General features: G+C 69.2%; 18 protein-coding genes, 1 tRNA gene and 2 pseudogenes. 9 read left to right on the plus strand and 12 right to left on the minus strand.

The features are described 5' to 3' along the window. Positions 1-7: 7 nt before the first annotated feature. A complete protein-coding gene (locus tag ABZ642_RS15360) occupies positions 8-322 on the minus strand; it encodes a hypothetical protein (RefSeq protein WP_360483505.1) in 315 nt (104 codons plus the stop codon). On the opposite strand from ABZ642_RS15360, the pseudogene ABZ642_RS15365 reads away from it, so the two are divergent. Next, positions 248-436 (plus strand): annotated as a pseudogene (locus tag ABZ642_RS15365) (NAD(P)-dependent oxidoreductase); the annotation flags it as partial. The gene ABZ642_RS15360 and the pseudogene ABZ642_RS15365 sit on opposite strands and share 75 nt — an antisense overlap. Before the next feature lie 20 nt (positions 437-456). Further along, complete coding sequence (locus ABZ642_RS15370) at positions 457-618, plus strand: hypothetical protein (protein WP_360483508.1); 162 nt, start codon at positions 457-459, stop codon at positions 616-618. Between the two features lie 188 nt (positions 619-806). Here the strand turns inward: ABZ642_RS15370 and ABZ642_RS15375 are convergent. From ABZ642_RS15375 to ABZ642_RS15390, 4 genes are all read right to left on the minus strand, one after another. Next, positions 807-884, minus strand: a tRNA-Met gene (locus ABZ642_RS15375). Positions 885-1,520: 636 nt separating this feature from the next. After that, a complete protein-coding gene (locus ABZ642_RS15380; RefSeq protein ID WP_360482943.1) occupies positions 1,521-2,096 on the minus strand; it encodes a TetR/AcrR family transcriptional regulator in 576 nt (191 codons plus the stop codon). A gap of 374 nt (positions 2,097-2,470) precedes the next feature. After that, positions 2,471-3,265, minus strand: coding sequence for an oxidoreductase (locus ABZ642_RS15385; RefSeq protein ID WP_360482946.1), 795 nt, complete (start codon positions 3,263-3,265; stop codon positions 2,471-2,473). 611 nt (positions 3,266-3,876) lie between these two features. Next, a complete protein-coding gene (locus ABZ642_RS15390; protein WP_360483466.1) occupies positions 3,877-4,512 on the minus strand; it encodes a hypothetical protein in 636 nt (211 codons plus the stop codon). 583 nt (positions 4,513-5,095) lie between these two features. Here ABZ642_RS15390 and ABZ642_RS15395 point away from each other — a divergent pair. Continuing rightward, entirely contained in the window at positions 5,096-5,290 is a 195-nt protein-coding gene (locus ABZ642_RS15395) for a hypothetical protein (protein WP_360482949.1), read from the plus strand. 66 nt (positions 5,291-5,356) lie between these two features. Here ABZ642_RS15395 and ABZ642_RS15400 read toward each other — a convergent pair whose 3' ends face one another. Both ABZ642_RS15400 and ABZ642_RS15405 read right to left on the minus strand, forming a co-directional pair. After that, positions 5,357-5,545, minus strand: a complete 189-nt coding sequence (locus ABZ642_RS15400) for an excalibur calcium-binding domain-containing protein (protein WP_360482952.1) — start codon at positions 5,543-5,545, stop codon at positions 5,357-5,359. A 23-nt stretch (positions 5,546-5,568) separates the two neighbouring features. Continuing rightward, entirely contained in the window at positions 5,569-6,537 is a 969-nt protein-coding gene (locus ABZ642_RS15405; protein WP_360482955.1) for a helix-turn-helix domain-containing protein, read from the minus strand. 247 nt (positions 6,538-6,784) lie between these two features. Here ABZ642_RS15405 and ABZ642_RS15410 point away from each other — a divergent pair, with 247 nt between their 5' ends. The 4 genes from ABZ642_RS15410 (at position 6,785) to ABZ642_RS15425 (ending at position 13,332) form a co-directional block, all read left to right on the plus strand. After that, complete coding sequence (locus ABZ642_RS15410) at positions 6,785-10,534, plus strand: S8 family serine peptidase (protein WP_360482958.1); 3,750 nt, start codon at positions 6,785-6,787, stop codon at positions 10,532-10,534. A gap of 359 nt (positions 10,535-10,893) precedes the next feature. Further along, positions 10,894-11,199, plus strand: coding sequence for a helix-turn-helix domain-containing protein (locus ABZ642_RS15415; RefSeq protein ID WP_360482961.1), 306 nt, complete (start codon positions 10,894-10,896; stop codon positions 11,197-11,199). After that, positions 11,196-12,758: a helix-turn-helix transcriptional regulator gene (locus ABZ642_RS15420; protein WP_360482963.1), complete on the plus strand. Its 1,563-nt coding sequence runs from the start codon at positions 11,196-11,198 to the stop codon at positions 12,756-12,758. Before ABZ642_RS15415 ends, ABZ642_RS15420 begins: the two co-directional genes overlap by 4 nt. Before the next feature lies 1 nt (position 12,759). After that, complete coding sequence (locus tag ABZ642_RS15425; RefSeq protein ID WP_360482966.1) at positions 12,760-13,332, plus strand: transcriptional regulator; 573 nt, start codon at positions 12,760-12,762, stop codon at positions 13,330-13,332. Between the two features lie 272 nt (positions 13,333-13,604). Here ABZ642_RS15425 and htpG read toward each other — a convergent pair whose 3' ends face one another. Both htpG and ABZ642_RS15435 read right to left on the minus strand, forming a co-directional pair. Further along, positions 13,605-15,524 carry a molecular chaperone HtpG gene (htpG, locus tag ABZ642_RS15430; protein ID WP_360482969.1) on the minus strand — a complete coding sequence of 640 codons (1,920 nt, stop codon included), beginning with the start codon at positions 15,522-15,524 and terminating at the stop codon, positions 13,605-13,607. Positions 15,525-15,652: 128 nt separating this feature from the next. Then, the gene (locus ABZ642_RS15435) at positions 15,653-16,303 is read right to left on the minus strand and encodes a type III effector protein (protein WP_360482972.1); all 651 of its coding nucleotides are present in this window, start codon (positions 16,301-16,303) and stop codon (positions 15,653-15,655) included. Between the two features lie 126 nt (positions 16,304-16,429). Here ABZ642_RS15435 and ABZ642_RS15440 point away from each other — a divergent pair. Continuing rightward, positions 16,430-16,735, plus strand: a pseudogene (locus ABZ642_RS15440) (Hsp20 family protein); the annotation flags it as partial. A gap of 532 nt (positions 16,736-17,267) precedes the next feature. Here ABZ642_RS15440 and ABZ642_RS15445 read toward each other — a convergent pair. The 3 genes from ABZ642_RS15445 to ABZ642_RS15455 form a co-directional block, all read right to left on the minus strand. Beyond that, positions 17,268-17,822, minus strand: a complete 555-nt coding sequence (locus tag ABZ642_RS15445; protein WP_360482975.1) for a hypothetical protein — start codon at positions 17,820-17,822, stop codon at positions 17,268-17,270. Next, the gene (locus ABZ642_RS15450; protein WP_360482978.1) at positions 17,819-18,241 is read right to left on the minus strand and encodes a hypothetical protein; all 423 of its coding nucleotides are present in this window, start codon (positions 18,239-18,241) and stop codon (positions 17,819-17,821) included. Before ABZ642_RS15450 ends, ABZ642_RS15445 begins: the two co-directional genes overlap by 4 nt. Before the next feature lie 263 nt (positions 18,242-18,504). Beyond that, positions 18,505-19,455 carry an SDR family NAD(P)-dependent oxidoreductase gene (locus ABZ642_RS15455; RefSeq protein ID WP_360482980.1) on the minus strand — a complete coding sequence of 317 codons (951 nt, stop codon included), beginning with the start codon at positions 19,453-19,455 and terminating at the stop codon, positions 18,505-18,507. A gap of 564 nt (positions 19,456-20,019) precedes the next feature. Between ABZ642_RS15455 and ABZ642_RS15460 the strand changes: the two genes are divergently transcribed. Continuing rightward, the gene (locus tag ABZ642_RS15460) at positions 20,020-20,730 is read left to right on the plus strand and encodes a hypothetical protein (RefSeq protein WP_360482983.1); all 711 of its coding nucleotides are present in this window, start codon (positions 20,020-20,022) and stop codon (positions 20,728-20,730) included. The last annotated feature ends 8 nt before the right edge of the window (positions 20,731-20,738 follow it).

Consider the following 20,738-nt stretch of genomic DNA (forward strand, 5'->3'; position numbering starts at 1 on the left):
GCCCGGATCATGCCAGTGTCGCCTTCGCCGCGAGCCCCCGCGCCCCGCGATCCGCGGTGGAGGCGATGCGTATCCCGGCGCGGCCGGCGAGCTTGAGAGCGGCCCTCACCCGCGGGCGCGGAGGGCGCTGGAAGTGCTCGAAGCCCGGGACGATGATCGTGTCCGCGGCGCGGTTCGGATCGCAGGCGCCGACCGGACCGTGGGCGTGGCCGGTCTGGCCGAGGCCGCCGAGAGCGCCGACCGCATCGTGTGCTGCCTGCCGGACGCCCCCGGGACGACGAATCTCGTGGACAAGGACGTGCTGGCCGCGTTGCCTCCGCACGCGGTGCTGGTCAACCTCGGACGCTCGTCCACCGTGGATGACACCGCACTGCACGAGGCATTGCGCTCACGCGCTCTGCGCGGCGCCTTCCTCGACGTACACCGCGTCGAACCGCTGCCGCCCGAGGATCCCGCGTGGAGGGTACCCAACCTCGTCGTCTCCCCGCACTGCGCTTCGCCTTCCCCGGCGAGGTCGCCGCGGTGGGGCAGGGCTTCCTGGACAACCTGTCCGACCTGCGCGCCGGTCGTTCGCCCCGCGACCTCGTCACCGTCCACCACGACAGGGAGGCCTCCTGACCACCGCGTCGCCATCCGACATCGTGCTGCCGGCGTTCGCCGCCGGCGCGTGGCTCGGACGCCATGATGGTCGTTGGACTGCTGGTCGCGGGCGGCCTGTCGTCGCGTTGGCGACGGGGTGAGCCTCTGTCGGTCGGGCCCGCATGGGTCCGGCCCCGTTCCGTGTCGATCGGAGGGGGCCGGACCGGTGGTGGCGGGGGCGGGATTTGAACCGCGCGACCTCTGGGTTATGAGCCCAGCGAGCTACCTAACTGCTCCACCCCGCTTCGGTTCCCTCAGCTTACGGCTCGTGGGTGCGGCGGGCAGCTGATTTACCGTCGCGGTGCTCAGGGCTGCGGAGGGCCGCGGTCTCGGCAGACTGTGCCTCTAAGATCCCGTCGCGGTCGGCGACCGCTTCCAAGGCCGCGGCGTACTGACGAAGTCGCTCGTCGCGCTCAGCCGTGAACTTGAGGGCGCTCTCGACCTGGGCGTCGCCTGCGTGGAGACGTCGAACGAGCGTTCCTTGGTCGTGCATCGGCACTATGGAATGCGTGAGGCGGCCCCCTTTGAGGTGGCCGGGCGCTCCTGCGTGGCGTTCACGTCCGCGTCTTTCGCGCAGCGGAGGCCCTGCCCCGGGGCCCGGGACGCCGCATCTAACGCGCGAGACGACCAAGCCCCGCCGGAATGTTCCGGCGGGGCTTCTACGCGCAGCGGGCTACGACGACGTGCAGTGTCCGGTGTGGTGGCCACCGCTGCACTCCGGGCGAGGGGGGGGGTCCCAAGCTCGGCGTTCACTCACGGGCCTCGGTGCGGGATGCACCGGCTGAGGTGGCGCGTCCGTCGGAGGCGGAGGCGTCGAGCGTCGACGGTCAGGCTCTTCGCGTGGCCGTCCACCCCGCCATGGCACTTCCCTCCGTGCGGCCTCAGTCCAGCACCTTCAGGGCGCCGGACACAGCGCCCTCGAGGAACTCCCGGTCCGCGTGGGCCTTGCCCATCACACGCATTCCCTGGATGAACGTCGTCAGAAAGCGCGCCAGATCGGCCGGCCGCTTCTCGGCGGGCAGCTCACCCCGAACCTGGGCGCGCTGCAACGCTCCGGCCAGCGCGGACTCGACGGTGGCCATGGTGGACTTCACACGTTCGACTGTGCCCTCGTGTGACGCGCGCTCCGTAGCCGCGTTGACCAGCAGGCAGCCGCGCTCGGGGTCCGCGAGGTCCGCTTCGGCCATGGCGAGCAGCGTTTCCCGAAGTGCCGCACGGATGTCGGAGGCGGAATCGAGTCGCTCCACGAGAGAGGCTGCCTGGTCGTCGCAATAGTGTTTCAGGGCTTGGGCGTACAGGCCTTCCTTGGAGCCGAACGCGCCGTACAGACTGCCGCTGCCGATGCCCAGTTCCGTCGTCAGTTGCGGCAGTGACGTCGCGTTGTAGCCCTGACGCCAGAAGAGGTCCATGGCCCGCTCCAGTACCTGGTCCGTGTCGAACTCCCGAGGGCGTGCCATGGGATCACTGTAGCATTTCTGGAATGTTTATTCCAGTATTGAGGGAGGGGGGTGATCACCGCTCCAGGGGACAACCGTGGACAGGCCGGCGGCCGCGACGGCCGGACCGGAACGCGCAGCCGAGATGTGCCCGAGTGCTGTGCCCGCTCGGTTCTGAGCGTGCGTGGTCCAGATCTCGGCGTTGATCGGCTGGTCCTCGACGAACGCGTCGAAGCGCACCAGCAGGCCGTCCTTGACTGTCAGGACATGTCGATGGCCGATTCGAAGGGCGATTCGAAGGGCGTCCCGGTGGCACAGCTGGTCCCGCGGGTGCGTCCCACAGTCAACTCCGTGTCGACCCCGCGTCGAAGCACCGCTCGTTGCTCCAGGGGGTGTCACAGGGTCTTGATGAGTCCACCGTCGATGGTGAAGTCGGCGCCGGTGACGTTGCCGGTGCGGTGGCTGGCCAGCAGCAGGGCGAGGTCGGCAACCTCGTCGGGGCGCGTGAAGCGGCCGGTGGCCAGGCCACCGAGGCCCGCGACGATGGCCTCGCGTGCCGCGTCGAGTCCGACACCCATGGCGTTGGCGACGGTGTCGGCCATGCCGCCATCGGCCAGCCAGATGTCGGTCTCGACCGGTCCCGGGCTGATGGTGTTGACGCGGACGCCCTGGGGGCCGACCTCCTTGGAGAGCGACTTGGCGAAGCTGGCCAGGGCGGCCTTGGATGCCGCGTAGTCGACGATGCTCGGGTCGGGCAGGACCGCGTTCACGGAGCCGATGTTGATGATTGCTCCGCGGCTCTCCAGCAGGTGGGGGAGGGCTGCCCGGCTGGCCCGCACGGCGCTGAACAGGTTGGTGTTGAAGGTCTGCGTCCAGTCGTCGTCGCTGACGGACGAGAACCCGCCCAGGCGCGGAGCGACCGAGCCGACGTTGTTGACGAGTACGTCGACGCTGCCGAAGTGGGTGACCGCCGTGTCGATGAGGGCGGCGGCGCCGTCGGCCGTGCTCAGGTCCACCGGCAGCGAGACGAGACCGTGCCGATCGCTCAGCTCGGCGAGTTCCTTGCCCGGGTTGCGTGCGCCAGCGACCACGTGAGCGCCCTCGTGGGCGAAGGCGCGGGCGACGGCCAGGCCGATGCCCCTGCTGGCACCAGTGACGACGACGACCTTGTTGTCGAGTTCGAGATCCATGACCTCACACCATTTCTTTTCTGGATTGATCAATACGTAACCCGTGCGTGGAGGGGGGTCCCCTTGGCGCGGCGATGCCACCGTAGCAATAATGGATAGTTCAATCAAGAACTAGTTTGGGAGTGGGTGCGGACCTGGACCGCCGCCGGGGAGTCGTCACCGGAGCGGGCGGTGGGATCGGCCGCGAGATGGCCCCGGAGTACGACGCGTCGTGCGAGGCGTTCATGTGGATCAGGTATCCGCCGTGCGCCAGCGTGTAGAGGTACGGAAGCCGTCGGAGCTGGTCGGCGTGACCGTGCAGACCCGCCCTACGGCGTCGCAAAGCCCGACATGCCGCAAGGAGGGCGAACCGAGACTGTCGCCTTGATCGACCGTGGTGCGGACGTCCTCCTTCAGGATTACCTATGGGCCGTGGAGGCGGCCGCCCGAGATTGGGGGGAGTGGCCTGGCCGGCCGGGCATGAGTGGTCGACGGCCGCGTGCCGGCCTGACATGACACGCCGCCCGCCATCAGGAGGTGGTTTCCTGGGGGCGGGTGAGGCAGGAACGGCGTTCTCAGGCGCTGCGGGATTGTTGTGAGCGGGGTATGGCGCAGCGCCTAGGGCGGGGGTGTCAGGCGGATTGCTGCGCGGTCTGCTCGTTGTGTGCCGCCGGTTCGGATGCTTCGGCGGATTCGGGGGTGGTGTAGAAGACGGACCTGCCTTGCACGGTGCGCTGGGCCTGGCTCTTGGCCACGAGCCCTTCGAGCGTGGTGCGCACGACAGTTGTCTTGATGGCGCGCTCGGGGTGCTGCTGCGCCAGGGCAGCGGTGATTTCGGCCGCGGAGCGGGGTTCGCTCTGGCCTGTCAGATGTTCATGCACGAGTTCGACGAGCGTGGGTGAGGCCGAGGGCGCGGCGGGTGCCTGGGCGGACTTCTTCTCGCCGGTCCGCTTCCGGGCCGTGGCGGCGGTTTTCCTGGCCTTCTTCTGCTGGGCCGCGTCCGATGCACCCGCTGCTTTGTTGCGGGGAGCGGGCACCGCCGCGACGGGCTCGGCCGCAGGCGCGTCGGGTGCTGCCGGGATGCCGAGGGCCTGTTGGATGTTCACCAGGACGGTGTGGTCGTGCCGCACGGCGGCCAACTGTGCCTGGAGTGCTTCGATTTCGCTGCTGAGGCGGTCTTGTTCCTTGAGGTTGCGTTCGAGGTCGCCGGCCACCTGTGCGCTGTACTGCGAGGTCAACTCGGTGGCTTGGGGCGTGGTGTCGGGCATGGTGCTTACACCTTTCTTGATGCTGCGGCTGAAGGCGGCGGGCTCGCGGTGTTTGCGCATTCCCGCGCGGGTGCTCATCCGCGTGCTGTTGTGTGAGCAGTAGCAGTTGCTGCCGCACAGTGTGTCGTAGCGATACTACGGAAGACACCTGTGTCTTTGTCCCGGGCGAGAGTCGCTCGACTGGGTGGTCATTGTCGGGCTCCACTGTGAATGCCCGTAGTCGCGTGCACGGATGGGCTGAGGGCTCGGCGTCGCGTGCAGAGAATTGCGAACCGCCAGAAAGCCGAAGTCGCGTGCTCTGCGATCGAGTTGACATTAGTCGTGTGCCGTGACGGGGGCTTTGGGGTGGTCGCCGGCCTGCGGCACCCAGTCCAGCTGGTGACCTCCGACGCCCACGCCGGCCTCGTCGATGCCATCGGCGCGGGCCTGTCGGGTGCTTTTTGACAGCGTTGCCGCACGCACAACGCCTGCAGCCTGTCGAGTCGCCCTCTACCGAACCCGGAGCGGTTCAGATCCGTTGGAACAGCACTCGCCTGGGCTGGAACTGCGCAACACTGTCGGCCTCATAGTTCGAGGGGGCGCCATGGTGCAGGCGGATCAGCAGGCAGTGAATGCGCGGCGGAACGGCGACGTGATGCTGGTGCGTGACGTACCGCCGGGGCAGGACGTGGCCACCGTGCAGGCGGCGGTGGAGGCGGCCGGCTGGGTGCTGGCCAGCACGAAGCAGCGCGGAGTGTTCAAGAAGACGACGGTACTGTACTTCGCTGCGGTCGAGTAGCTGCCCCGTGCCACACCACCTGTAGGTCCCGCCGCGCATTTCCTGTCGTGGTGGGACCTGTTGCTGTCATTCGCAGGCGACGCCGACGCCGTCCTGGTCGAGGTGCGCGTCGTATCCGGGGTCGCCCGCGTACAGAGGGGTGACGCCGGCGGCGCGGGCGGCCGAGCAGCTGGCCTGGGCCGTATCCCACGGACGTGCCGGGCACCACCAGGTCCACAAGGGTGCTGCCGAGGGAGATCGTCCACGTCGACACACGCCGACGTGACCAACGCCGGGTCTCAGATCCAGCCCCTCTTCGCGGCCTCGGCTCCTACCTGAAAGCGGGTGTCGAGGCCGAGCCCGGACGCGATCGCCGCGATCCGGCGGGTCACGGTGCGTGCGCTCGTCCCCAACTGCCGGGCGATTGCCTGGTCCTTGTATCCCGCCTGCATCATCTTCAGTAGCAGGAGGTCCTGCGCGCTCGGTCCGTCGGGCGTCGCCGGATCGGTCGCGACGAGGGACTGCGCACGCTGCCAGTAGGAGTCGAACAACTCGAGGAGTGCGTCGAGCAGGCCCGACTGGTGGACGACGGCGATCATGTCGTAGCGGCCCGGGACCAGCGCGACCAACGCGACCCGTCGGTCCATGATGCGCAGTCTGAACGGCAGGGCCGGCAGGATGCGGGCCTGCTCGCCGATCTGGGCGAGGTGGGTGATCAGCTCGAAACGGTCCGGCTGCGCCAAGGCCTCCGGTGTGTAGACCGACCGTATGTCGACGCCGCGGCCCAGCAGGTCCATCGTCAGGGCCTCCTCCAACTCGGTGCTGTAGGGGCCCAGATAGGGGGGTCGATCGAGCACCCAGAAATGGGTGCGGACCGACTGCATCAGTTCGGCGACGCGCAGCGTGATCTCCGCCTCGCCTGTGATCACTTCCACCAGTCCGGTCGGATCCTCCCGCAGCCGACGGGCGCGGTATTCGTCCGCCAGGTCGTCGACGGTGCCCCACACCGCGGTGAACGCCGCCTCGGTCTCGGCTCGGCGTCTGGCCAGCAGTGCCCGCAGCGCGGTGTGCGGGCTGACCGGCCGGTACTGGCCGTGTCCTTCCCTTCTCAGCATGCCCAGTTCCACCAACCGGGAGACGGTGCGCCTGATCCGGCTGGGCGTGGTGCCGAGGGTCTCGGCGATCTCGGCAGTCGTCCGGTCCGACCTGGTCAGATAGGCGCGGTAGACCCGTTCGTCGAACTCGCTGATCCCCAGGGTGCTCAGCACCGGCCGCCCTCCCAGTGATCACCGCCCGGTGAGCACTCGGGACGGTCGTGACGCGAATCGCCAACTGGCGATGTACGACATGAGTTTGATCTAGACATTGGTCGTTCACAAGCTTTCACTCTGAACGTTCACGCCACCTGTGGAAGGGCTCCGAGCAACTCGGTGCCTACGACCGGTCAGGCGGCGCCACTTGGACGGCAGAGGACACGACCGTGCTCTGCCCGATCGCAGATCCGGGAGAGACGTTGTGAAAGCACACCGCCGCAGACGCTGGAGTGTGCCGGTTGCCGCCGGCGCTCTGGTACTCGTGCTGGCAGGCCCCTACGACGCGATGGCCTTCGCGTCCTCGGCAGCACGTCCCGTCGCCGCCGGTTCCCCGTCCACCGCATTCACGTCCGACCGGGTGCCCGTCGGCGACCACTCGGTCACGCTGATCACCGGTGATGTGGTCACCACCCGGCAGAGCCCCGGCACCGACAACGGGACCGGAGGCATCGTCAGCGTCCGTGGTGCCGACGGGCGCCCGGTACAGACTCACATCCTCACGTCGGGCGACGACCTCTACGTGTTCCCCGAGTCCGTGCTGCCCTTCGTGGCCAAGGGCATCCTGGACCGGCAGCTGTTCAACATCACGGCCATGATCGCCGACAGGTACGACGACGCGCACCGTGACCGGCTGCCACTCATCGTCTCCTACTCGCCCTCCGCCGACGCGCGCGGCAAGGCCGCCGCTGTGCCCGACGGGGCGACCCGGGTCCGTACCCTCGACGGCATCAACGGCGCCGCCCTCACCGCGGATCGCGTGCACGCCGCGGACTTCTGGAAGTCCGTGGCCAAGGCGGCGGCGACCGACGGAGCCCGCAAGCAGTCCGCCGCACCGCGCTTCGCCGACGGGATCGAGCACATCTGGCTGGACGGCCTCGTCCATGCCGACCTCGCCGACAGCACGGCGCAGATCGGCGCTCCCCAGGTCTGGGCGGACGGCAACACCGGGCAGGGCGTGGACGTGGCCGTCCTGGACACCGGCGTCGACGCGGGACACCCCGACCTCACGGACCGCGTCGCGGGCCGGCAGAGCTTCGTACCGGACGAGAACACGGACGACCACTTCGGGCACGGCACGCATGTCGCGTCCATCATCGCCGGTACCGGCGCGGCCTCCGACGGCAAGGAGAAGGGTGTCGCCCCCGGCGCCCGCCTCGACATCGGCAAGGTGCTGGACGACACCGGGTCCGGTCAGACCTCCTGGGTCCTGGCCGGCATGGAATGGGCTGCGGTCGACCAGCACGCCAAGATCATCAACATGAGCCTCGGTGACGGTCAGGCGTCCGACGGGACCGACCCCCTCAGCCAGGCCGTCGACAGGCTCAGCGCCGAGACCGGCGCGCTGTTCGTCGTCGCCGCCGGCAACGCGGGGGCACCCGGCACCATCGGCGCACCAGGCGCGGCGAGCGACGCGCTGACCGTGGGCGCCGTCGACTCCGACGACTCCCTGGCCGGGTTCTCCAGCCAGGGTCCCCGCGTGGACGGCGCACTGAAGCCGGAGATCACCGCCCCCGGCGTCGACATCCTCGCGGCCAACTCCCAGTTCGACGGCAACGGCGAGGGCGCCTACCAGACCATGAGCGGCACCTCCATGGCCACGCCCCACGTGGCCGGCGCCGCCGCGCTGATGGCCGCCGCTCATCCGGACCTCACCGGAAGCCAGCTGAAGGATCTGCTGGCCAGCAGTTCCCGGCAGACCCCGCAGTACGACGCCTTCCAGGCGGGCAGCGGCCGCCTCGACGTCGCCGCGGCCTCGCACGCCGGAGTCTTCGCCTCGGCGACCGCGTACGCCGCGCAGGTTCCGCAGAATCCCGCCGGCGGCGTGCAGCGCCCGGTGACGTACACCAACACCACGGACAAGCCCGTCACCCTCGCGCTGAGCGTCGAGGCGGCACACGCCCCCGCCGGGATGTTCCGGCTCTCCGCCTCCCAGGTGGTCGTGCCCGCGCACGGTACCGCCGGTGTCACCGTGACGATCGACGGCTCGGGTGTCACCGCCGACGGCCGGTACACCGGCCAGGTCGTCGCGAAGACCGCGGACGGCAACGTCGCGGCGCACACCGCCGTCTCCCTCGGGGACGTCCAGCACAAACTGACCATGGAGTTCAAGGACGCCCAGGGGCGGCCCATGTCCGGCGTGGTCGAACTGCTCAGGTCAGGTGACGACGTCCCGCAGTTCATCGTGATCGACGACTCCGGTACGGCGCAGATGTACCTGCCCAACGACGTCTACTCGGTGCTGTCGTTCAAGACGGTGCAGGGCGTGCACGGTCCCCACTCGTGGGGCATGGCACTGCTGGGCGACCCGGACGTCCGACTGGACCGCGACACCACCGTCACGCTCGACGCGTCCAAGATCGACCGGATCGACATGACGGCACCTCAGCGAACCGCGACGACCTACCAGCGACTGGACTACACCCGCCTGATGGGCGGCCAGAACTGGCGGGACTACATGGAGACCCAGACCAACTACGACAGCCTGTGGGCCCAGCCGACCACCCACAAGGTCACCCACGGCGACTTCTACCTGGCGGCTCGGTGGCGCAAGGAGCAGCCCGCACTGTCCGTCTCCACCCGGACGACCGACTTCACCGACGTGCTGCGCCAGGACGGCGTCACCCCTCTGCCCAAGGGCAGCGTCAAGCTCCCCCTGGTCTTCGCCGGTCAGGGCGCGAGCAGCGACTACGCCCACCTGGACGTGCACGGCAAGGCCGTGGTGGTACGCCGTAACGACGACGTGTCCGACAGGGACCAGGCGGCCGCCGCGATGGCCGCGGGCGCGAAGCTCATGCTGGTCGTGAACAACGTGGACGGCCGCGGCTTCCGCGGCTACAACGCGCCGTTCGGGTCCTCGCCCATCCCGCTCGACGTGGGCCTGCTCAGCACCGACGAGGGCGAGAAGCTCGTCCGGCAGGCCCAGGCCCGAGGCGCTTCGGTCACGGTCGGCTCGGCGCCCGTGAGCCCGTACGTCTACGACCTCGACCAGACCTGGCACAACGAGATCCCCAGCCACATGGTGGTGCAGGGCAGTGCCAAGAACCTCGCCCGGGTCGACGAGACCTTCGACAGCCCGGCCCCGGGGAGCACCGGCGGCGAGTTCCGGTTCGACTGGCCCACCTACAACGACTGGGCCATCGGCGGCATGATGCCGGAGCCGGTGCGGGGGAAGCGCACCGACTGGGTCTCCACCGGGGGCTTCAACAGCTGGAGCCAGAGCGCGTACGCGGACGGCATGGTTTTCGAAGCCGGTGCCAAGGCTTCCTACCGGGCCGGCAGCAGGCAGTCCGAGGAGTGGTTCAAGCCGATCGAACGGCCCTACCTGAACGACGTCTACAGTCTGCCCACGCGCACGGGTGACCACCTGTACATCGACACCCCCGCTTGGGGCAGCCGCAACCACGTCGGCATGAACCAGATCGACGGCGGAGCGGAGCAGCGGCAGACCCTCTACCAGGGCACCACGGAGTTGGGCACGGGGACCTTCACCAACGTCTCGGGCGACGCACCCGGAGCCGGCAAGCTGCCGTACCGGCTGGTCGTCACCGGCAAGCGCGACGTGGCGTTCACCCCGTACTCCTCCAGCACGCGCACCGAGTGGGACTTCACCTCGAAGGCGACGGCGGACGACACCCGCGCGGTGCTGCCGCTGGTGCAGGTCGACTACGAGGTCGGCACCGACTCGGCCGGGCGGGCCGGACGGCACGACACCCTGTCCGTCACGGCCGCTCAGCTGCCGGGTGCCGTCGGCGCCGGCCGGGTCGGCGCGGTCACCCTGGAGATGTCCTACGACGGCGGCACGACCTGGCACCGGGCCACCCGTGATCACGACGGGCGGTACCGCCTGGACGCGCCGAAGAAGGCGTCCTACGTGTCACTCAGGGCGAGCGCCGAGGACTCGGCGGGCAACGCGGTGCACCAGACCGTGATTCGGGCGTTCGGCCTGCGCTGACGCACAGCCGCGGATCACGCGAGTGAAGAACGGTCCGTCCGGGGTCGCACTGCCCCGGACGGACCGTTCGCCGCTCCGGCGGTCCCGCCCGCGTGGCGCGGTCCGGTCGACCGGGATGCTCAGCGGGCACCGATGTTCCCCGGTGAGCGCCTAGCGGGGACGACCGGGTGAGGTCGGCGGCGCTGCGCGCGGGTCTGCCGGCTGGGTGTCGAGGGAGCAGGCGGCTGATGCCCCGGGGAGCTGCACGCAAGCGCGCAGGAGGTGTGCGTCAGCACGTGGATACACGGGTTGTTTTCCAAAGAGTGATGCGAAATCTGAATAATAAATGAGCTGCAAGTGGTAGACTTGGCGTTGTGGGTATGAGTCTTGAGGAGCGAGTGAGGTCGGCGGTGGCTGCGCTTCTGTACGCGACGGGCGAGTCGCAGTCGGTGCTGGGTGCCGTGCTGGGGGTGAGTCAGGCTCAGGTGAGCCGTCGTCAGCGTGGCAGCGCGGCGTGGACCTTGGCGGACTGTGAGGCGGTTGCCGCGCATTACGGTATTGACGTCGTTGACCTGATGGCGGGGCCTACCCGGGCGACCGAGGCGCTGCCCGCCCCGCGCCGCCGCCCTCCGGGCCGCCAGGCCGGTACCCGGCGTCCCGCGGCTGTCGGGGGAGAGGCGCGATGACCGATTTCGCTGCGATCGATGCACTCCTTGCCGGTGCCGGGAAAGAGGTTCCGCTGCCGCCGGCCGGGGAACGGCGCCTTCTGCGGGAGGAGTTGAACCTCTCGCGTACTCAGCTTGCTCAGGTGCTGGGGGTGAGCCCTTCCACGGTGGGAGGCTGGGAGGCGGGGCGGGACCCGAGCGGTGAGACGAGGGTGAAGTACGCGTACTTCCTCGAGGGAGCGAAGTCCAAGCTGGCCGCCGAGGCGGCCGAGCAGAGCCCCGATGGCGGACCCGAGGACGAGGTGGTCGCGGAGGCCGGGCCGGCGGCGGTCCTGGACGAGGATACGGACGTGCTTGCGGTGGCACAGCCGTGTGTGCTGTGCGGGCAGCCGGCCCGTCACCAGGTCGAGGGGTTTCCTCAGCACTTGGACCCGGCCGAGTGCATCACCGCGCCGACGGCCGCGCCTCCCACCGCGCAGACGGCAGCCGGTTCTGCGGGCGCATCCTCAACTGAAGAGCCCGGTGGGGGTCGTGTCGACGAGGCCCGCCAGGCCCCGCGCTCAGGGCGGGGGGTGAAGGTTGTGGCTGTCGGGCGACGGGTGCGGCCTGCCGACGCCCCGGACCCGCTCGCGGCACGGATTTCCTCGGCGGTCGCGGCGGCGCTCGCCGAGCATGGCGGGGACGTGGCGGCAGCTTCGGCGGCGCTGGTGAAACACGCGATCCCGGACGCGATGACCCTGCTCGACCAGTCCCGCGTGGGCGGCCGGTACGAGGTTGTTGCGCACCCGTGGCTGCCGGAGGTGCTGCGCAAGCAGACCGCGCGGGGCGCGGACCAGGTGTGGGAGGCCCGCCCGAAGTGGACCCGGCCGGAACTCCCGGCCGGTGCCCACGAGGTGACCGCGCTGGATGTCAACGGGGCGTACTTGTCCGCGCTGAAGACGCACCTGCCGCTCGGACAGCTGGAGCACTCCACCGGCAACGAGCACAACCCGCGCCGCGCCGGCATCCATCTGATCACCCCGCCCGGCTGGGCCCACGAGGCGGTGCTGCCCAATCCGATCGGCGAGCGGGACGAGCCGGGCCCGCTGTGGGTGACCGAGCCGACCCTGCGTCTGCTGCTGCGGATCTCGGGCCCGAAGTACGGGCTGTGCGATCCGCCCGTGATCCACGAGTCGTGGACGTCCGGGGCCACCGAGGGCCTCCTGGAGAAGTTCCGCATCACGCTCAAGGACGCCCGGGACCGGGCGATCGCCGAGGAGGACGAGGTAACGCTGGAGTACGTCAAGGCCATGTACTCGAAGTTCGTCTCGACCATGGGGGAGTCGAACTACAACAGGGAGCTGTACCGCACCGACTGGATGCACCTGATCCGCTCCCAGGCCTTCGCGAACCTGTGGTTCAAGGCCCACCGCGCCTGGGACGAAGGCCTCATGGTCGTCCGCGCCATGGGTACCGACGAACTCCACGTCATCGGCGACTGGCGCGCGATCTTTCCCGAAGGACGCGGCGTGACCGAGGTGAAGGTCAAGGACGTCTACACCGTCAACAGCGCGGACCTCATGACTGCGGAAGGGGCCTGACATGCCCGAGCGCAACCTCGACTTCGGCAAGTTCGGCGCCCGCGGCATCAAAGGACACCAGGCGGTCGCCCACCAGCTCGACGCCCTCGCCGGATACATCACCACCCCGATCACCGCCCGCCGCGGCCTCCTGGCCCGCCTGCACTACCTCACCCGCACCCAGCACGCCCACGCCGCCGCCCGGGCCGCCGGCCTCACCGTCACCGACCGCACCGTCAAGGCCTGGCTCGACGGCACCCGCCAACCCTCCCGCGCCAGCCTCGCCGCGATCGAGCAGGCCTACAGCACCGTGCGGCGGGCGAACGTCGCCCGCCACCTGCTAGCCCGCCTCAACCGCGACGGTCGCGGCACCCGCGTGGAGTTCCACCCGCTCAATCAGTCACAGGTCTCAGGTCCGCGCCAGCGGCCGGTGGAGTTCCGCACGCTGAACGTCCGGCGCTGGGACCGGATCGTCGCCGCATGGGCCGCCGCCGACGACCAGGGGCTGGACGACGCGTGGATCGACCAGGTCGCCGATCTCGGCTCGCAGTGGGGCCAGTACGAGTACGTCACCAACATCGGCTTCGCTGCCTGAGTACGGGGGCGACGGCCCCGGCCCCCTCCGGATCCGTCACCAACGGCCACCCGGCCTCACGCAAGAAGCCACGGACCACATCGCCGCGTCGGTGGCCATCCCCGTCACGCGGCTGCTCACCCGTTCGGACTACGGCGGCTGTTACGCACTTTCATGGACGGGGGCCGAGGACCTTGGCCGGGAGCGGCACACCTGGACGTTCGCGGAGTGGGGCGAGGTCGGGGTGGGTGCGGCCGGGCGCTTCGGCCGTGCCGGGCCGCACCCATGGGTGGTTACAGAGAGCGGGTCAGGCGGTCGGTGAGCAGCCGGGTGAAGCGGGCCGGGTCGGGCAGGTCACCCCCTTCGGCGAGCAGCGCGCTGCCGTATATCAGCTCGGCGATCTCCGCCAGTGCGGGGTCGTCGGCGTTGGCGTCGTGTGCCGTGCGCAGGGTGGTGATCAGCGGGTGTGCGGGGTTGAGTTCCAGGATCCTCTTGACGGTGGGCAGTTGCTGTCCCATCGCCCGGTACATCTTCTCCAGGGTCGGCGTCACGTCGTGGGCGTCGCCGACGATGCATGCCGCCGACGTGGTCAGGCGTGAGGACAGACGGACCTGCTTGACCTGCTCGGACAGGGTGGTGGTCAGCCACGGCAGCAGGGCGGCGAAGTCCTGCTCGCGCTGGGCCCTCTCGGCGTCGGTCTCCTGGTCGCCGTCGGCGGGCGCGTCGAGGTCGACCTGGCCCTTGGCGATGGACTGCAGACGGTGGCCGGCGAAGGCCGGGACCCGGTCCACCCACATCTCGTCGACGGGGTCGGTGAGGATCAGGACCTCGTACCCCTTGGCGACGAAGGCTTCCATGTGCGGGGAGTTCTCCACCATCGCGCGGGTCTCGCCGGTCAGGTAGTAGATGGCGTCCTGCCCGTCCTTCATGCGCTCGACGTACTCGCGCAGCGTGGTGGTCTTCTCCGGGTCGTGCGTGGAGGCGGCCGACACCAGTTCAAGCAGGGCCTCGGTGCTGTCCGTGTCCTCGATCAGGCCTTCCTTCAGTGCCTGGCCGAACTGCGCCCACACCTTCGCGTAGCGCTCGGCGTCCTTGGACTGCATGTCCTTGATGGCGCCGAGCACCTTCTTGACCAGGCGCCGACGCACGCCGCGGATCTGGCGGTCGTGCTGGAGGATCTCGCGGGAGACGTTCAACGACAGGTCGTGGGCGTCCACGACACCTTTGACGAAGCGCAGGTAGTTGGGCATGAGCGCTTCGCAGTCGTCCATGATGAACACCCGCTTGACGTACAGTTGCACGCCGCGCCTGGTCTCGCGGGAGAACAGGTCGAAGGGCGCCTGCGAGGGAATGAACAGCAGCGCCTCGTACTCGAAGGTGCCTTCGGCGCGCATATGGATCGTCTCGGCCGGAGCCAGCCAGTCGTGGCTGATCTGCTGGTAGAACTCGTCGTACTCCTCCTTGGTCACCTCGGTGCGCGGCCGCGCCCACAGCGCCTTCATCGAGTTGAGCGTGTCGACGTCGCGGGTGGTCTCGCCCTCGGCGTCGGTGCGTTCGGCGGCCATCCGGATAGGCCAGCGGATGAAGTCCGAGTACTGCTTGACGATCTGACGGATCTTCGACTCGGACAGGTAGTCGGCGAGCCCGTCCTCGCTGTCGGCGGGCTTGAGGTGCAGGGTGACCGCGGTGCCCACGGGCAGGCCGTCGACGGCCTGGATGGTGTAGGCGCCCTCGCCGTCGGACTCCCACTGGGTGCCGGAGTCGGTGCCGGCCCGCCGGGTGCGCAGGGTGACCTTGTCGGCGACCATGAACGCCGAGTAGAAGCCGACGCCGAACTGCCCGATCAGGCTCTCGGCGGTGGCGGCGTCCTTGGACGTCTTGATCTTCTCCAGCAGGTCGGCGGTGCCGGACTTGGCGATCGTGCCGATCAGCTCCACGAGATCGTCCCGGCTCATGCCGATCCCGTTGTCACGGACGGTCAAGGTGCGGGCGTCCTTGTCGACCTCCAACGAGATGTGCAGGGCGGTGGTGTCGATCTCGACGAGGCTGGAGTCGGTCAGCGATTCCAGGCGTAGCTTGTCCAGTGCGTCCGAGGCGTTCGAGATCAGCTCGCGCAGGAAGATGTCCTTGTTCGAGTAGATCGAGTGAATCACCAGTCGGAGCAACTGGCGTGTCTCAGTCTGGAATTCCAGCGTCTCGACACTGCTACCCATGTGGGGCCCTCTCTGTGGGAACGTCATGTACGGATAGGAATCGGGCCGAGACGAATCGTTGCCCGCCGTCGGCGTGGTTCGGGGCAGGCCGCACCGCACCCGCATGTTGTGACTCTCCGTGATAGGAGTCAGGGATCGTCAGCTGCTGTCACCGTGAGCCGGTCGTCGAGGGCGTCCAGGCATTTGACGAGGTCGGTGTGGTGGGCGTCGAGGTAGGGGCGCATGCCGGTCAGGGGGGCAATGAGTTCGGCGGCGTCGGTGGCGCCGAGGGCGGCATGCAGGGCGGCCTGAGCTGAGCGCGCTTCGGGCGCCAGGTGGGCGAGCGCGGTGATCTGTCCGGCGAGGCGGCGCAGGTCGGCGGCGTTGGCGCGGGCCCAGGTGACAGACGCGCGTTCGGCGGCTCTGGCCTGGCGGGTGGCCGTCACGCGCTGCTCGCCGGTGGTGCCGACGGCGCCGGGGCGGCCGCGCAGGTATCGGCGTTCGGCGGCCTGGCGGCTGGCGACGCCGAGGGGGCGGGCGAGGTCGGCCCAGCTGGCTCCCGCCTCGCGGGCGGTTTCGATCAGGCCGGTCTCCCAGCCGGCGAGCTGCTCGCGCACCTGCCGCAGCAGCATCAGGGAGGCCAGCGCCTGCTCGGGACCGGGGCCGGCGGCGTCGGGAGTCTCGTGCTGGGCGTCGCGCAGGGCGTCGTCTATGGCGGCAAGGGCCGCCGCGGCCGCGAGAAAGGACGCCGGGCCGTGGGCGTCGGTGCTGGTCGTGGACGGCTGGTCGGCTGCGGTCACGGCCACCTCCCTCGGACGGTCATCACGTCGACGACATCGTGCTTGTCGTCCATTGGATGACACACTAGCGGTGTCAGTGAAGCGCATGGGGAGCAAACGCCCGAACCTGCCGGAGGCGTTTTCACGATGTTGATGCGCACCAACCCCTTCCGTGAGCCGGACCGGCTGGCGCAGCGGCTGATGGGCCCGGGCACCTGGCCGAAGCCGTCGGCGATGCCGCTGGACGCCTACCGCGAGGACGACGAGTACGTGGTGGCCTTCGACATCCCCGGCGTCACCGCGGACGCGATCGACGTCGAGCGGAACATGCTCACCGCCAAGGCCGAGCGCCGGCCGGTGGCGAAGACCGACGACGTGCAGACGGAACTGTCCGAGCGACCGCCGGGCGTCTACTCCCGCCAACTCGTGCTCGCCGACACCCGCGACACCGAGGGGCACTAGGGCCTCGTGATCGCCACGAGCGGACTGCGCTGGGACTTCATGCTGGTCTTCGCCCTCACGGCGCTCCACGGGATCCTGCGCGGCCTGCGACCCGGCGTCGTACTGTCCGACCGGGTGGACCACGGGCTCCATGCCGGCATGGGCCTGCAGCGCTCCTCGGCCGGCGACCGCCCCCGCGCGTCAGCCACCACGTCGCCCACTACGACCAGCCCGCCGATGCCGTACTCGACACCGACGGTTACCGCCTCCGGGTCAGGATGCCGGCGACCGCCCCCCCAGAGCGAGGCCGCGTCCGCCACCCGCAGCTCCCGGCCCGCGTGCTTCTCGGCCAGCAGGCGGCGGCTGTCTTCTGTCTCGAGAAGGAGAAGTCGAACGACCAGGGAACCGGCCGGCGAAAGGGGACGGCGCGTGGATCACCCACGCGTACCCCGGTCGATGACCGGGGTCGCATACAGGACCTGTCGGAGCCCTTGGCAGCTGTGACCTGTTGAGGGATCCGTCGCCAGACGCGGGAAGCGACGTCTCACCGGCGCACCGTGAAGAACACCAACCCCTGCCGGTCTGAGTCTTGTGCCTGACCGCTGGCCGCGACGATGGCGAGTTGCGCACCGACCTTGCTGATCCATTCATCCTGGGGAATGCGGATCTCGCCGGTGAACGAACCATCGTCTTCCGCGCGAAACTGGCCAAGTTGCGGATTCATTGGATCCTGACAGATCACTTGCACGATGTTTCCTGGTTCGAAGCCGCTGCCAGAGATGTGCACAGGGGTCCCCAGTGGACCGGACGTCGGCTTGATGGTGATCTCTGTGCTCACGGGGGCTGTGTCCGACGGTCCTGCGTTGTCGTCGGTCACGCGTATGACGAGCCATGCGACGGAAAGGATCGCGACAACGGCGACCGTAACCAGCATGACTAGGGGAAATGTACCCATCTGTTTGATGATGTGCTTCGTGCGTGAGCTGTTCAGGGTCATGTCGCGGCCCGACATATACGCCCTGCTGTTGTCGCGCGTCGAGACGTACGTTTCGGGTTGATCGGGCTCCTCGTGGGGAGACGAGGGCGGTACGTGTGTCATGACGGCCCCTCGTTGATCGTCATGTCGCGGCCGGACATGTACACCTTGCCGTGACCGGAGACCTTGGCGTTCATCCTGATCTTGGTGATCCGGGCGGCCTCGGCGTCCGGCAGCAGCGGCGTCAGCTCTTCATCAAGTAGGCGCTGCAACTCGGCGCCCAATGAAGGGTCTTCCGTAAGAAGCCGACGCAGTTTCCGCTGCCAGTCGCCGATCAGCGCCTCTTCGGCCGAACGGTCCCCGACCGCCAGCGCCTCCGTCACCTGGGTGCGACCGTAGACCAGTTCCGCGTCTATGGCCGGGACCTCTTCTGGATGGCGCTGCCGCCAAAACGCCACCACTGTCTGGCGCGCCTGTTCCCAAGCTTGCGTTGTCATCGTCCCCACCACTGCGGAAGCCGCAGCAAGCGTCAAAGCGTCCACGCCTATTCCCCCGTCGCACCCCGACTCGGAATCTCAGGGTAGCGGGACGGTGACGTTCCGTGTGTGCCCTTGCGTCGCGGCCTTCCGCAGAGTTTCCAGAACCGCCCGCATCGACGGCATCCGCCCCCCCGCAACATCTCGACCGGTAACGAGCCGAGACTTCCGCGACAGCTGCAATCCCATGTCCGACCAGCGGAATCCGCACACAAGATCCGGAAGGAGAACGACCTCTGGGCCGCTTGTCGGCCAGCGCGCGTCCAGGGCTATCCGGGGACGGTGCCGAGGTCGACGCCGGTCAGGTCACGGCTGGTGTCCCACAGCCGCGCCGCTACGGAGGTATCGGTGAGGTGGCTCCACACCGATTCGCGGTGGGGCTTGCCGCGCAGGCTGAAGACGCGCGGTCCCCACAGCTGCCCTCCACGCACGGCCGGGTCGAGCACCGCCCGGACTGCGGGCCATGCGCCGGCGTCCTTGCCCTGGACGAGGAGAGCGGCTGGTGCGCCGCGGAGCCGCGCACCAGCGGTCCGTACCTGGACTGGCGGCCGTGACGGGGTCAGGGAGTCCAGCGCGCCGCCGGGATGGACCACTACGCTCGCGACCGTACTGTCGACAGCGCGCAGGCGGCGGTCGAGTTCGAGGCCGAAGTACATCTGCGCCAGCTTGGAGCGTCCGTAGGTGCGCTTGGGCCGGTAGTCCTTCCGGGACTGCAGGTCGTCGAGGTCGAGCCGTTCGGACTTCGCCGCGAAGCTGCCCATGGTCACGATGCGGGCCGCCGGTGCGGCCGACAGCAGCGGCATCAGCCAGTGGGTCAGCGCGAAGTGTCCGAGGTGGTTCGTGCCGAACATGAGCTCATGACCGTCCCCGGTCTCCCGGCGCGGCGGGTCGTCGAGCGCGACGCCGGCGTTGTGGACCACGGCGTCGAGGTGGTCCACATCCAGTGACCGCACCGCTGTTTCGAGCGACGAGAGGTCGGCGAGGTCCAGCCGTACGGTCCGCACCCGAGCGCCAGGGACACGCGAGCGGATCGAGGCCGTGGCGACTTCGGCCCTGGCGGGATCCCGGCTGCCCAGTACGACAGTGGCTCCGGTTGCGGACAACTGCTCCGCGATGAAGTACCCGATGCCGGCGTTGCCACCGGTGACCAGGAAGACGCCGGCATCGGCACGCGGCAGCCGTTGGACGTCCCAGGGCGGGGTGGAGGAGGTGGGCGACATGGCGGTGGGCTCCCTTGCTGTTGAACACGGCTGCGGCTGCCCCCGCAGGGCAGCTCAACGCCCACGGTTCCAGCGGCCGCCGACAGATCGCCTACGGATCACCGACAGCGCCGTCGGGCGGCCGACATCCTGCCGACACGGTGCTGGCCCGTCGCGGCACACCGTTGCCACGGAGCGTCACGCGGGCCAACTGGAGCAGTGATGGGCCAACCGCGGGGCTCTGACCGCCCGTCGGGACCCTGTCGGTGATCTCTGCGCGGGTGCCGAAGGCGCGCCTGGCCGGTTCCGTCTCCGCCTTGTTCCCAACTGGTCCCGTCGCCCGCTAGTTGTTGTCACAGGGCAGTTCCGGACCAGGGCGAGAGGGAACACGTGATGACCCATGCACGGTCGAACGGCTCACCAGCACCCGTGGTCAGCGACTCCCGGCAGACGCCTGCCCTCGCGGCAGGGGCCATGACTCCGTTCGACGACATCTACGACCAGCCGGACCCTCGCGCATACTTTCGTGAGCTGGGCCCCTGGGAATACCAAACCCCTCATCATGCTCAGCCCGTCTTCCGCCGCATGCTCACAGCGTGCCGGCCCGCAGGCCGGGCCACGGTGCTGGACCTGTGCTGTTCCTACGGCATCAACGCCGCCCTGCTCAACCACGATCTCACCCTGGCGGACCTGTACGCCCGCTACACATCGCCGCAGGCCACCGAGCTGACCACCGCAGAGTTGATCGAATGGGACCGGGCCTACTACGCGGCGCACCGGCGCTCGGACCCGGCCCGCGTCATCGGGCTCGACGCCGCCCCCAATGCCGTCTCCTACGCACACGCCGTCGGCCTGCTGGACGAGGGGTTCGCCGAGAATCTGGAGAGCGCGCCGCCCAGCCCGGCCCTGCGCCAGGCCGCCCGCCACACCCGCCTCATCACCGTCACCGGCGGAGCCAGCTTCCTGTCTCCTCGCACCTTCGAGCCGCTCCTGGACTGCGTCCACAGCCCGGTGTGGGTCGCCGCGTTCGCGCTGCGTACCCACTCCTACCGCCGCATCGCCACGTGCCTGGAACCGTACGGCCTGAGGACCGAGAAAGCCGTCCCCCACACGTTTCCGCAACGCCGCTTCACCAGCAGGCAGGAGCAGCAGTACGCGATCGACGCGGTGACCGCGGCCGGCGAGGATCCGCAGGACAGGGAGACCCACGGCTACTTCCACACCACGCTGTACCTGTCACGTCCCGCGACGGACGCCGCACAAACTCCCTTGGCCACCCTGGTCCACGCATCCTGACACCTGCC

This window comes from Streptomyces sp. NPDC007157 (genome assembly GCF_040634235.1).
GTDB lineage: Bacteria > Actinomycetota > Actinomycetes > Streptomycetales > Streptomycetaceae > Streptomyces.

Coding starts and splice junctions, on each gene's coding strand:
- ABZ642_RS15385 (WP_360482946.1), bottom strand. CDS start 3,265: ATGGATCTCGAACTCGACAACAAGGTCGTCGTCGTCACTGGTGCCAGC.
- ABZ642_RS15445 (WP_360482975.1), bottom strand. CDS start 17,822: ATGACACACGTACCGCCCTCGTCTCCCCACGAGGAGCCCGATCAACCC.
- ABZ642_RS15395 (WP_360482949.1), top strand. CDS start 5,096: ATGGTGCAGGCGGATCAGCAGGCAGTGAATGCGCGGCGGAACGGCGAC.
- ABZ642_RS15420 (WP_360482963.1), top strand. CDS start 11,196: ATGACCGATTTCGCTGCGATCGATGCACTCCTTGCCGGTGCCGGGAAA.
- ABZ642_RS15380 (WP_360482943.1), bottom strand. CDS start 2,096: ATGGCACGCCCTCGGGAGTTCGACACGGACCAGGTACTGGAGCGGGCC.
- htpG (WP_360482969.1), bottom strand. CDS start 15,524: ATGGGTAGCAGTGTCGAGACGCTGGAATTCCAGACTGAGACACGCCAG.
- ABZ642_RS15415 (WP_360482961.1), top strand. CDS start 10,894: ATGAGTCTTGAGGAGCGAGTGAGGTCGGCGGTGGCTGCGCTTCTGTAC.
- ABZ642_RS15455 (WP_360482980.1), bottom strand. CDS start 19,455: ATGTCGCCCACCTCCTCCACCCCGCCCTGGGACGTCCAACGGCTGCCG.
- ABZ642_RS15460 (WP_360482983.1), top strand. CDS start 20,020: ATGCTCACAGCGTGCCGGCCCGCAGGCCGGGCCACGGTGCTGGACCTG.
- ABZ642_RS15425 (WP_360482966.1), top strand. CDS start 12,760: ATGCCCGAGCGCAACCTCGACTTCGGCAAGTTCGGCGCCCGCGGCATC.
- ABZ642_RS15390 (WP_360483466.1), bottom strand. CDS start 4,512: ATGCCCGACACCACGCCCCAAGCCACCGAGTTGACCTCGCAGTACAGC.